The organism is Streptomyces composti, assembly GCF_012034205.1.
GTDB lineage: Bacteria > Actinomycetota > Actinomycetes > Streptomycetales > Streptomycetaceae > Streptomyces > Streptomyces composti.
On sequence record NZ_JAATEM010000025.1, the window covers coordinates 38,716 to 51,438 of the forward strand.

Consider the following 12,723-nt stretch of genomic DNA (forward strand, 5'->3'; position numbering starts at 1 on the left):
CCCCCCTCGGGTGCCCTCCGCACGGTGCCGCGGACGGGCGGTCAGGCCATGGTAGGCACACCCCGGCCGTGCCGTTGCGGCCTGTGGACAACCCTCTGACCTGCTCGCTTCCGCCGCAGACCGGCGCAATCAGGTGCAGACGGTGCCGGCGGGCGGCACCTTGCCGTCCAGCAGATAGCCGTGCACCGCGTTCCGCACGCACTCGTTGCCGCTGTCGTAGGCGCCGTGTCCCTGCCCCTTGTACGTGAGCTCGACGCCGACTCCCTCACCGAGCGCCCGCACCATCCTGCGCGTCCCCTCGTAGGGGGTGGCCGGGTCGCCGGTGTTGCCGATCACCAGGATCGGCGAGGCGCCGGGCGCGCTCACATCGGGGTGCTCGGCGGCTCCGGGCACGGCCCAGTCGGTGCAGGTGATCAGCCCCCAGGCCAGGTAGTCGCCGAACAGTTCGGAGGCGGCACGGAACCGGGGCAGGCTGCGCTCCACGTCCTCGGCGGTGTAGCGGGGCGTGTCGTCGGCGCAGTTGATGGCGACGTTGGCGGGGACGAAGTTGCTGTACTCGCCGTTCTCGCCGCGGCCGGTCATGCTGTCGGACAGGGCCATCAGGATGGTGCCGTCGCCTTCGTAGGCCTGCTCGAGCCCGTCGGTGAGGAACTCCCAGAACTCCTGCGAGTACAGGGCCTGGGCGATCCCGTTCAGGGCTTCCGTCTGGGTGAGCTCGCGGGGCGGGATGCCGGGGATCGGCTTGCTGTCGAGGTCCTTCAGCAGCGCGGCGATGCGGTCCTTGACGTCCTCGGCGGTGTCGCCGACGGGGCACTCCTCGGTCTGCGAGACGCAGTTCTCCGCGTAGTTGCCGAGGGCGCGCTGGAAGCCCCGCGCCTGGCCGAGCGAGCCCTGCTCCGGGTCCTGGGTGGGGTCCACGACCGCGTCGAACACGGCGCGGCCCACCTTCTCGGGGAAGAGGTGGGCGTAGACGCCGCCCAGCTCGGTGCCGTAGGAGATGCCGAAGTAGTACAGCTTGTCGTCGCCCAGGACCTGCCGCATCAGGTCGAGGTCGCGGGCGGTGTCCGTGGTGCGCACATGCGGCAGGATCCGCTCGGAGCGGTCCGCGCAGGCCTCGTTGAACGACTTGGTGCTCTCCAGCAGCTCGGCGCGTTCGGCGTCGTCGTCGGGGGTGGCGTCCTGCTGGAAGTGCGCATCCATCTGCCGGTCGTTCAGGCAGAGCACGGGGGCGCTGCGGCCGACGCCGCGCGGGTCGAAGCTCACCAGGTCGTAGCGGGTGCGCAGGCGTTCGTAGTCCTCGCCGAAGGCGGGCAGCGTGGTGACGCCGGAGCCGCCGGGGCCCCCGAAGTTGAAGATCAGGGAGCCGATGCGCCGGTCCGCGGGGCCGCTGGACCTGGCCCGGATCAGCTCCAGGTCGATGGTGTCGCCCTCGGGGTCGTCCCAGTCGAGCGGAGCCTTCATCGTGGCGCACTGCCATCTCCCGCCGCCGGGCAGGGGCGAGGGGGAGGGGCCGCCGCCCTGGGCCTCGGACGGGGCCGGGCAGTCCCTCCAGCTGAGCTTCTGATCCGGCAGGTCCTGCCCCGGGTCGCCGTCCTCGCCGCAGCCGGCCAGCAGCGCCGGCAGCAGCAGGGCGGAGGCGGTCAGGGCCGCGGCGCGCGCACGGAAGGACTTGGGCATGACCCCATCCTGCGGCCGTACCCGGCGGTAGGCGCGGGGCACCGGCCGTCCGGGCGAAACGGCCCGGAAATGATCGCCGGGAGCGGCAGCGCGTCGCCTACAGCGCCTCTTTGCGGGTGAGGTGGTTGAAGGCGAGCCAGCCCGGCAGCACCGGCAGCCACAGAGTCAGCAGCCGGAACAGCAGCACGGCCGGGGTGGCGACCGCCTGCGGGAGGCCCACGGCGATCAGACCGACCGTGAGGGTCACCTCGACCGCGCCCACACCGCCGGGCGTCGGCGCCGCGGAGCCCAGCGCGTTGCCCGCGAGGAAGACCACGGCCACGCTGGCGATGCTGATGGAGGTCGACTCGTCGCCGAAGGCGCGGACCGAGGCGTCCAGGCAGAGCACGAAGCAGGCGGTCAGCAGCAGCATGCCGCCGATGCCGGTGATCAGCTTCTGCGGCCGCTGCAGCACGTCCAGCATGCGCGGCACCACACCCGCGAACAGCGAGCGCACCCGGGTGACGACGAACTTCCGCAGGAACGGCACCGAGGTCACCACCAGCATCAGCACCGCCACCGTCAGCAGGCCCGCGATGACCGTGCGGGACGGTGAGAGCGAGGGGGTCTTCTCGGTGCCGGTCAGATAGCCGAAGGCCAGCAGCATCAGGATGTGACAGCCCAGCCCGAACAGCTGCGAGGCGCCGACGCTGGCCACCGCGAGGCCCGGCCGCACCCCCGCCCGCTGGAGGAACCTGGTGTTCAGCGCCACGCCGCCCACCGCCGCCGGGGCGACGATCTTCACGAAGGACCCGGCCACCTGGGCGGCCACGGTCCGCAGGAACGGCACCCGCTCCGGCACGAACCCCAGCAGCGCCAGGGCCGCAGCGAAGTAGGTGGCCGCCGAGAACAGCACCGCCGCGATCACCCAGCGCCAGTCCGCGTTGGCGATCAGCGGCCCGAACTCGATGTGGGTGAGCTGGGTCAGCAGGAAGTAGGCGCCGATGGCGCCGGCGATGAAACTGATCAGTGTGCGCGGGCGCACCCGCTCCAGGCGGGCCGGCTCCACCGGGGCCTGCGGCCTGATCCGCAGCACCTGGTGCCGGATCTGGGTGAGCAGGTCCTCCTCGCGCGCTTCCTCCAGCGCCTCGTCCAGCGCCCGCTTCTCCGCCCGTTGCTCGGCCCGCATGGCCTTCTTGTCGGGCTTTCCCTGCGGGGTGCCCGCGGACTGCTCGGCGCGCAGCTGCTTGGCCTGCCGGGATGCCTCGAGGACCGCCTCGCGTTCGCGTTCGGCGCGCTCCCGGGCCAGCTTGCGCAGGGTCGCGCGGGTGGAGCGGCTCAGCGCGATCGGCTGGAGCATCGGCAGGCAGTCCGCCACGGCGTCCGGTCCGAGCACGCTCACCGCCGAGGACACCGCCCGCTCGGCGCCCACCCGCAGGCCGAGCGTCACCAGCAGCTGGGCGACGTCCATGCGCAGCAGCAGCTCGCCGGCGGCGATCTCACCGGCCCGCAGATCGGTGAGGAACACCTTGCCGGAACGATCCACCAGGATCGCCTCGCCCACCAGCCTGCGGTGCGCGATGCGCCGCGACTGCAGCGCCCGCACCTGGAGCCAGGTGCCGCGCAGCAGCTCGTCGGTGATCTCCTCGTCGGACAGTGCGTCCAGGGTGCGCCCGCCGATGTGCTCGTACACGAGCATGACCGCGTCCGGGCCGAGCTCGGAGGTCGCGATCAGCTTGGGCGCGTTGGCCCCGGCCGCGATCGCCGCGTAGGCCAGCAGCGCCTCCTGCTCCAGCGTCTGGCGCAGCGAGGGGAGGCTGCGGCGGGTGGCGAAGCCGCGCAGGGTGAGGTTGCGCCACGCCCGGTAGAAGAAGCCCTGGGCCTGCTGCTCGCGGTCCACCACCGTCACGTCCAGCGGCGGACCGTCCTCCAGGGTGACGAAGTAGCGGCGGCCCCGGTCGCCGGCCTCCGGGGCCTCCGCGGACTCCACCCGGGAGGCGGTCACCGGCCGGAAGCCCACCGTGCGCAGGCCCGCCATCAGAGTGCGCCCGGTGGGCCGCACATTGGGCGAGCCGACGGCGTAGAGCGTGCCGTAGGCGACGGTCCAGCCGATCAGGACGGTGAGGATGATCGAGAACGGGGTGGTGTACCCGGCGACCAGCATGGAGAAGGCGTCCAGCAGCAGCACCACCCACAGCACGGCGCGCCACCGGGGTCTGCGGGACATCCCCACGGCCGTCATGTACGCGATGACCGGGGCGAGATAGCCGTGCACGGGATCGGTCAGGCCGTTGATGTCGCCGGGGGAGGGCTGGGTGAGCGCCTCCTGGATGGAGCCCGGGGCGGCCCGTGCCACCCACAGGTCGGTGGCGAGGGTCACCCCGTGTGCCAGGACGGCCGCGAGCACGCCGTCGGCGATCCGCAGACCGTCGCGTTTGATCAGCCGCTCGATGGCGAACGCCACCGGCACCAGCAGGATCGCGATGCTGGAGGCGAGTCCCGCGATCTTGATGAGCAGGTCGGGCGCCTGTCCGGTGCCCTTGTTGATGTCCTGCTCCAGGCCGGCGGTGGTGCCGTGGGCGAACGCGGCGATCGCCAGCAGCACGCCGACGGCCAGGACGCCCACAAGGAGGCGCATGAGGTCGGACGGGCGGTGCACGCGGGCCGGGAGCAGCGGTTCGTCGCCCTCGACCTCGTCGATGTGCACGGTGTCGGACATGTCGGGCGCATCCCGCTTCTTTGCCGCCTCGCGCCGGGTGTTCTTACCTGATTCGCCCGACTCGCTCGACTTGCCTGACTTGTCGCCCTGAGTTGCCTTGTCCGGCTTGCCGCCGCTCTTCGGGCCGGCGGCCCCGTTGTCCGGGCGGGCCTGCGGGCGGGTCCCCGGGCGCGACGAAGCGTCAGAGGTGCCCTCCGTGCCCTCGGGGTGCGCACCCTGCTGCTTCATCGTCTCTTCTTGGTCTCGTATCACCAGTCACCGCCCGCACGATGGTGGCATGCCGTACCGGTACAAGGGGGCATCAGGGTCCATATGCGGGCCGCACAGTCTGCCGGAAGCGCTGCCCGGGGGCGAGACACCGGCGTGCGCCCGTGCGCGTCGCGTTGTCGGTGGGGTGGTGCAGGATGGGCCGGATGAGTCAGGAGAGCCGACTGCCGGCACGGGCGGATGACGCTCTGCCGCCGTACGTGGAACGCGTCCTCGAAGTGGCCGAGCTCATCCCTCCGGGACGGGTCATGACGTACGGGGACGTGGCCGAGTGGCTGGGGGAGGGCGGTCCGCGCCAGGTGGGACGTGCGATGTCCCTGTACGGCGGCGCCGTCCCCTGGTGGCGGGTCGTCCGCGCGGACGGCGTCCTGCTGCCGGGGCACGAGCTGCGGGCCCTGGCCCGCTACCGCGCGGAGGGCACGCCGCTGAAGGAGGCGAGCCGGGCCGCCGAGGGTCACCTCCCGCGCCTCGACATGAGACGCGCGCGGTGGGACGGCGGCGGACACACGGAGGGTCACATCTGACAGCTTCCGGCATCCGGCGCCGCGCCGTGTGACCGGTGATCCGTACGGGGGAAGAAGGGCACGTCCGTGCCATGACGTACGTTCGTGAGGCGAGGGGCGCAGGTGGCGCACGTGCCTGGCGGGAACAAGCGGAAGCCCTGCTTCCGGGGTCTCCGCCGGCGTAGCGTCGGCTGCACGCGTCCCCCTCATCCCGCGGCCCCCGCCCGCACCGCGCGGGACACCCAGCACGACCACCAGGACCGGCGAACCACGTGAGCTCCTCTTCCTCCACCAGCGACCTGCCGCACCCCCGGGTGCGCCGGGGGAGCCGCGGCGCCTATCGGCTGGTGCGCACCCCGCCGGCTCGCGTGAATCCCCCTCCTCTGGACGCCGCACAGCGCCGTGTGGTTGACCACGAGTCCGGTCCGCTGCTGGTCCTGGCCGGTCCGGGCACCGGGAAGACCACCACGCTCGTCGAGTCCGTCGCCGCCCGTGTGGCCCGCGGCCAGGACCCCGAACGCATCCTGGTGCTCACCTTCAGCCGGCGCGCGGCGGTGGAACTGCGCGACCGCCTGGCGCTGCGCACCGGCGCCGCGCGCGCCCCGCAGGCGACCACCTTCCACTCGTTCTGCTACGCCCTGGTCCGCGCCCACCAGGACAGCGATCTCTTCGTGGAGCCGCTGCGGCTGCTGTCCGGCCCCGAACAGGACGTCACCGTCCGCGAGCTGCTGGCCGGGCAGGCCGGCCTGGAGAAACTCGGCCTCGCGCATGTGCGCTGGCCGGACGAGCTGCGCGCCTGCCTGACCACCCGCGGCTTCGCCGACGAGGTCCGCGCGGTGCTCGCCCGCAGCCGCGAACTGGGCCTCGGCCCCCGGGAGCTGGAGGCCTTCGCCCGCCGCATCGGGCGCCCCGACTGGCGGGCCGCCTCCGCCTTCCTCGCCGAGTACCTCGACGTGCTCGACCTCCAGGGCGTCCTCGACTACGCCGAGCTCGTCCACCGCGCGGTGCTGCTCGCCCGCCGTCCCGAGGTCGCCGCCGCCCTCGCCGGTCGGTACGACGCCGTGTACGTCGACGAGTACCAGGACACCGACCCCGCCCAGGTACGGCTCCTGCACGCCCTGGCCGGCGAGGGCCGCACCCTGGTCGCCTTCGGCGACCCCGACCAGTCGATCTACGCCTTCCGGGGCGCCGACGTGAACGGCATCCTCGACTTCCCGCACGCCTTCCGCCGGGCCGACGGCCGGCCGGCCCCGGTCCAGGTGCTGCGCACCTCCCGCCGTTCCGGCGCGGCGCTGCTCGCCGCCACCCGTCTGATCACCCAGCGCATGCCGCTGCCGCGGCTGCCCGCCGACAAGGTCCGCGCCCACCGCGAGCTCAGCGCGGCGCGCGACGGCGGCCGGGTCGAGGTGTACACCTACCCGACGCCCGGAACCGAGCTGGACAACATCGCCGACATCCTCCGCCGCGCCCACCTGGAGGACGGCGTCCCGTGGAGCGAGATGGCCGTCCTGGTCCGCGCCGGCGCCCGCACCCTGCCCGTCCTCCGCCGCGCCCTCACCTCGGCCGGCGTCCCCGTCGATGTCGACGGCGACGACGTCCCCCTGCGCCACGAGCCGGCGGTGGCCCCCCTGCTGACGGCCCTGCGTGCGGTCGCCACGGCGGAGGCACGGCGCAGGGACGCCGGGGACGCCGGGGATGCGGGCGCGGGCGACGCCGGGGACGCGGGCGGTGCGGGCGACGCGGCGAGCCCGGAGGGTGCTGCGGAGACCGGCCGCCGGAAGGACACGGAGGCTGCCGGTCACGGGCGTGGCGAGGGGGCTCGTGACCGTGACACGGACAAAGAGCCCTGCTGGCTGGACACCGAGACCGCGCTCACGTTGCTCGCCTCGCCGCTCGGCGGGATGGATGCCGCCGACCTGCGGCGGCTCGGGCGGGCGCTGCGGGAGGAGGAGCGGGCTGCGGGCAACTCCCTGCCGCCGCCGTCGGACGAGTTGCTCGCGCGGGCGCTCGCCGAGCCCGAGCGGCTGGCGGTGCACGATCCCGCGTATGCGCGAGGGGCGCAGCGACTGGGCACGTTGCTGCGCAAGGCGCGCGAGCGCCTGGCGGACGGGGGCACCGCCGAGGAGGTGCTGTGGGAGCTGTGGAGCGGCACCCCGTGGCCGGGGCGTCTGGAGCACGCCGCCCGGCGCGGCGGCGCGGCCGGTCGCAACGCCGACCGGGACCTCGATGCCGTCTGCGCGCTGTTCGCCACCGCCGCCCGCGCCGAGGAGCGCACCGGAGGCCGCGGCGCCCTGAACTTCCTCGAGGAGATCGAGGCCGAGGACATCGCCGCCGACACCCTCACCCGGCGTGCCGCCCGCCCCGACGCCGTGCGCCTGATGACCGCGCACCGTTCCAAGGGGCTGGAGTGGCGGCTGGTCGTGGTGGCGGGCGTGCAGGAGGGACTGTGGCCGGACCTGCGCCGCCGCGGCTCCCTGCTCGAGGCCGACCGCATCGGCCGGGACGGACTCGCCGAACCCCTCACCCCCGGTGCGCTGCTCGCCGAGGAGCGCCGCCTGTTCTACGTGGTCGCCACCCGTGCGCGGGAGCGGCTGGTGGTGACCGCGGTGAAGGCGCCGGCCGACGACGGCGACCAGCCCTCCCGCTTCCTCACCGAACTCGGCGTCGACCCCAGGGACGTCACCGGCCGCCCGCGCCGCCCGCTCTCCGTGGCGGCACTCGTCGCCGAGCTGCGCGCCACCACCGTGGACCCGCGGGTCTCCGACGCGCTCCGCCAGGCCGCCGCGCAGCGCCTCGCCCGGCTCGCCGCGCTCACCGACGAAGAGGGCCGCCCGCTGGTGCCCGCCGCCCACCCCTGCCGGTGGTGGGGCATGGACGAGCCGACCGAGTCCAAGGTGCCGCTGCGCGACCGGGACCAGCCCGTGGTGCTCTCCGGCAGCGCCCTCGACCAGCTCGCCAACACCTGCGCCCTGCAGTGGTTCCTGGGCCGCGAGGTGAAGGCGGACGCTCCCGCCACCGCCGCCCAGGGCTTCGGCAACGTGGTGCACGTGCTCGCCGACGAGGTGGCCTCAGGACGCACCCCGGCCGACCTCGACGTCCTCATGGAGCGCCTCGACTCCGTGTGGAACGCCCTCGCCTTCGACGCCCCGTGGAAGTCGGCGCAGGAGAGGGAGAACGCCCGGGTGGCGCTGGAGCGCTTCCTGAGGTGGCACGTCGACTCCAACCGTCTGCGCCCCGGGCGCACCCCGGTGGCCACCGAGCACGACTTCGACGTCACCCTGGAGGCCGGCGACTACCAGGTCCGCATCCGCGGCCAGATGGACCGCGTGGAGGCCGACGGCGAGGGCCGCGCCTACGTCGTCGACTTCAAGACCGGCAAGCAGGCGCCCACCGCCAAGGAGGTCGAGCGGCATCCGCAGCTCGCCGTCTACCAGCTCGCCGTCCGCGAGGGCGCCGTCGACGACGCCTTCGACGGAGTGCGCCCCGAGCCGGGCGGCGCCGAGCTGGTCCAGCTGCGGCAGGGGGCCGCCGAGCGGGACGGCGGCGAGTCCCTGCCCAAGGTGCAGGCGCAGCGGCCGCTCGAGGGGGAGTGGGTGGGCGAACTGCTGGCCACCGCCGCCGGCAAGGTGCTCGACGAGCGGTTCACCCCGAGCGCGGGCCAGCACTGCACGCGCTGCGCCTTCCGCGCCTCGTGCAGCGCCCGGCCGGAGGGACGGCACGTGGTGGAGTAGGCGGCCGGCTCCCGGGGGCGGGGCGGAGTGGGGTGGGATGGAGTGACGGCGGCCCGCGGTCTCGGCCCGCGGTCTCGGCGCGCGGTCTCGGCGCGCGGATCTGTGCGAAGGGGGCGCACGTGCCCCCGCTGCCCCCGACACGCACCGCCCTTCACCCGTTGTCAGTGGCCGCCGCTAGCCTTCCTCGATGTGCCCGCACGTATCACCGATCCCGAGCAGCTCAAGGAGCTCCTCGGCATCCCGTTCACCCCGGAGCAGACGGCCTGCATCACCGCGCCGCCCGCCCCGCAGGTGATCGTGGCCGGAGCGGGATCCGGCAAGACGACGGTGATGGCGGCGCGCGTGGTCTGGCTGGTCGGCACCGGCCAGGTCGCCCCCGAGCAGGTGCTGGGCCTCACGTTCACCAACAAGGCCGCAGGCGAGCTCGCCGAGCGCGTCCGCAAGGCGCTGATCAAGGCCGGCGTCACCGACCCCGACGCCATCGACCCGGACAACCCGCCGGGCGAGCCCGAGATCTCCACGTACCACGCCTTCGCGGGCCGCCTGCTGACCGACCACGGACTGCGCATCGGGCTGGAGCCCAGCTCCCGGCTGCTCGCCGACGCCACCCGCTACCAGCTCGCCGCCCGCGTGCTGCGCGAGGCGCCAGGACCCTACCCGGCCCTCACCCGTTCCTTCGCGGACCTCGTCGGCGATCTGCTCGCCCTGGATGCCGAACTCTCCGAACACCTGGTGCGCCCCGAGGAGCTGCGCGCCCACGACACCGAGCTGCTGGACACCCTGAGCCGGCTCGAGCTGACCAACGCCGACCTGCGCAAGGTCCCCGAGGCCGCCGCCGCCCGCCGCGAACTGGCCGACCTGGTGCTGCGCTACCGCGCCGCCAAACGCGAACGCGACCTGCTCGACTTCGGCGACCAGATCGCCCTGTCCGCCCGGCTCGCCGCCATCGAGGAGGTCGGCCGCGTCCTGCGCGACGAGTTCCGGGTGGTGCTCCTCGACGAGTACCAGGACACCTCCGTCGCCCAGCGCGTGCTGCTCGCCGGGCTGTTCGGCGGCGGCACCGGCCACCCCGTCACCGCGGTCGGCGACCCCTGCCAGGCGATCTACGGCTGGCGCGGCGCCTCCGTCGCCAACCTCGACGACTTCCCCGAGCACTTCCCGCACGCCGACGGACGCCCGGCCACCCGCCAGTCGCTCAGCGAGAACCGCCGCAGCGGAGGGCGCCTGCTGGACCTCGCCAACGGCCTCGCCGAACCGCTGCGCGAGCTGCACGCCGGCGTGGAGGCGCTGCGCCCGGCGCCCGGCGCCGAACGCGACGGCATGGTCCGCTGCGCCCTGCTGCGCACCCACGCCGAGGAGCTGGAGTGGATGGCCGACTCCATCGCCCACCTGGTGCGCACCGGGAAGCCGCCCGGCGAGATCGCCGTGCTGTGCCGCACCGCCACCGACTTCGCCGACATCCAGGCCGCCCTGGTCGCCCGGGACGTGCCCGTGGAGGTCGTCGGCCTGTCCGGCCTGCTGCACCTGCCGGAGATCGCCGACCTGGTCGCCGTCTGCGAGGTGCTGCAGGACCCGGGCGCCAACGCCTCCCTGGTCCGGCTGCTGACCGGCCCGCGCTGGCGCATCGGCCCGCGCGACCTCGCCCTGCTGGGGCGCCGGGCCCGGCTGCTGGTGTCGCATGCGCGGGTGGAGGGCGACGACGACCCCGACCGGCGGCTCGCCGAGGCCGTCGAAGGAGTCGACCCGGCCGAGGTGATCTCGCTCGCCGACGCCCTCGACACCTTCCTGGAGACCCCGCTGGACGGCGACGGCGGCGACGACGGTCTGCCCTTCTCGCCCGACGCGCGGGTGCGCTTCGCCCGCCTCGCCGCCGAACTGCGCGACCTGCGCCGCTGCCTGGCCGACCCGCTGATGGACGTGCTGCACCGCGTGCTCGCCGTCACCGGCCTCGAGGTCGAGCTGTCTGCGTCCCCGCACGCGCTCGCCGCCCGCCGCCGCGAGACCCTGTCCAACTTCCTCGACATCGCCGCCTCCTTCGTCGCCGGCGACAACGAGGCGACCCTGCTCGCCTTCCTCGGCTTCCTGCGCACCGCCGCCCAGTACGAGAAGGGCCTGGACAACGCGCTGCCCGGCGGCGAGAACACCGTCAAGGTGCTCACCGCGCACAAGTCCAAGGGCCTGGAGTGGGACGTGGTCGCCGTCCCCGGCCTGGTCAAGGGCACCTTCCCCAGCAGCCAGGGCCGGGAGAAGTGGACCTCCCAGGGCAAGGTGCTGCCGCACCGGCTGCGCGGCGACGCGGCCACCCTGCCCGACGTCACCTCCTGGGACGCCCGCGGCATCAAGGCCTTCCACGAGGCGATGAAGGAGCACCAGCACACCGAGGAACTCCGCCTCGGCTACGTCACCTTCACCCGGCCCCGCTCCCTGCTGCTCGGCTCCGGCCACTGGTGGGGTCCCTCGCAGAAGAAGCCGCGCGGTCCCTCCGAGTTCCTGCTGGCCCTCCACGACCACTGCGCGGCCGGGTACGGCGAGATCGAGGCGTGGGCGGAGAAGCCGGCCGACGACGAGGAGAACCCGAGCCTGCACCGGCCCGCCGGCGACCAGGCGTGGCCCCTGCCCCTGGACGACGCCGCCCTCGCCCGGCGGCGGGCAGCCGCGGAGACCGTCCTGGCCCACCTCGACGCCCTCGCCGCCCGCGAGAACGGCCAGGCGGCGGTGCCCGAGCCGGACGCCTACGCGGGCACCTACGAGGACCCGGACTGGCCCCCGCCGCCGGACGACGAGGAGCTCCTGCCGGAGGATCAGAGTCCGTTCCTCGGCGAGCCGTTCCCCGGGGCGTCGTTCCCCGAGGGGGCGTTCCCTGAAGAACCGTTCCCCGAGGATCCGTTCCCCGAGGATCCGTTCCCCGAGGATCCGTCCCGTGGGGAGGACGACTCGTTCCCCGGGGAGGGCGACTCGCTGACCGCTGAGACCGGGGGTGGGCGAGCCGTGCCCACGGGAACCGGGGGTGGGCGAGCCGTGCCCGCCGAGACCGGGGGTGGGCGAGCCGGGAACCGTCCCACCGTCCCCCGCCAGGCGACACCGGACAGCCGCCTCACCCCGGAGGAGGCCCGCACCGTCGCCTCCTGGGACCGCGACCTCGACGCCCTCACCGGGGAACTGCTGCGCGCCCGAGAGAGCGTCACCGAGGTGCAGCTTCCGGCCTCGCTCACCGCCTCCGAGCTGCTGCGCCTGGCCGCCGACCCGGACGGCTTCGCCAAGGAGCTGGCCCGCCCCATGCCCCGCCCGCCGCAGCCCGCCGCCCGCCGGGGCACCCGCTTCCACGCCTGGGTCGAGTCCCGCTTCGAGGAACTGACCCTGCCCATGCTGGAGCCGGAGGAGCTGCCCGGCAGCGAGGCCGAGATCGCCGACGAACGTGATCTGGAGGCGCTCAAGGAGGCCTTCGAGCGCACCGAGTACGCTCGCCGCACGCCGTACCGCGTGGAGGCCCCCTTCCAGATCAGCCTCGCCGGGCGGGTGGTGCGTGGCCGCATCGACGCCGTCTACCGGACCGGGGAGGGAGAGGGCGAGGGCGAGCAGGCCACGTACGAGATCGTCGACTGGAAGACCAACCGCGCCCCCACGGCGGACCCGCTGCAGCTCGCCGTCTACCGGCTCGCCTGGGCCGAGCAGCAGGGCGTACCGCTGGAGAACGTCACGGCCGCGTTCCTGTACGTGCGCACCGGCGAGGTGGTCCGCCCCGAGAGTCTGCCGGGCCGCGCCGAGCTGGAGCGGCTGCTGCTCGGGGAGCCCTCCGGTGAGATACCGCACGCCGAGGACACCCCCGCGGGCCGATAGGCTCGGGAGC

The 12,723-nt window shown here is 74.1% G+C and carries 5 protein-coding genes; 3 read left to right on the top strand and 2 right to left on the bottom strand.

Annotated features, from left to right (window positions below):
- Positions 1 to 129 precede the first annotated feature (129 nt).
- Both HCJ93_RS20650 and HCJ93_RS20655 read right to left on the bottom strand, forming a co-directional pair.
- A complete protein-coding gene (locus HCJ93_RS20650) occupies positions 130 to 1,677 on the bottom strand; it encodes an alpha/beta hydrolase (protein WP_167997248.1) in 1,548 nt (515 codons plus the stop codon).
- Between the two features lie 97 nt (positions 1,678 to 1,774).
- Positions 1,775 to 4,603, bottom strand: coding sequence for a lysylphosphatidylglycerol synthase transmembrane domain-containing protein (locus HCJ93_RS20655; RefSeq protein WP_167997249.1), 2,829 nt, complete (start codon positions 4,601 to 4,603; stop codon positions 1,775 to 1,777).
- 176 nt (positions 4,604 to 4,779) lie between these two features.
- Here HCJ93_RS20655 and HCJ93_RS20660 point away from each other — a divergent pair, with 176 nt between their 5' ends.
- From HCJ93_RS20660 to HCJ93_RS20670, 3 genes are all read left to right on the top strand, one after another.
- Positions 4,780 to 5,166: an MGMT family protein gene (locus HCJ93_RS20660; protein ID WP_167997250.1), complete on the top strand. Its 387-nt coding sequence runs from the start codon at positions 4,780 to 4,782 to the stop codon at positions 5,164 to 5,166.
- A gap of 251 nt (positions 5,167 to 5,417) precedes the next feature.
- On the top strand, positions 5,418 to 8,876 hold the full coding sequence (locus HCJ93_RS20665; RefSeq protein WP_167997251.1) for an ATP-dependent helicase: 3,459 nt from the start codon (positions 5,418 to 5,420) through the stop codon (positions 8,874 to 8,876).
- A gap of 189 nt (positions 8,877 to 9,065) precedes the next feature.
- Positions 9,066 to 12,713: an ATP-dependent helicase gene (locus HCJ93_RS20670; RefSeq protein WP_167997252.1), complete on the top strand. Its 3,648-nt coding sequence runs from the start codon at positions 9,066 to 9,068 to the stop codon at positions 12,711 to 12,713.
- Positions 12,714 to 12,723 lie beyond the last annotated feature (10 nt).

Excerpts from the sequence above, each read along its gene's own strand:
- HCJ93_RS20650 (WP_167997248.1), bottom strand. The coding sequence starts at position 1,677 with ATGCCCAAGTCCTTCCGTGCGCGCGCCGCGGCCCTGACCGCCTCCGCC.
- HCJ93_RS20655 (WP_167997249.1), bottom strand. The coding sequence starts at position 4,603 with ATGAAGCAGCAGGGTGCGCACCCCGAGGGCACGGAGGGCACCTCTGAC.
- HCJ93_RS20660 (WP_167997250.1), top strand. The coding sequence starts at position 4,780 with ATGGGCCGGATGAGTCAGGAGAGCCGACTGCCGGCACGGGCGGATGAC.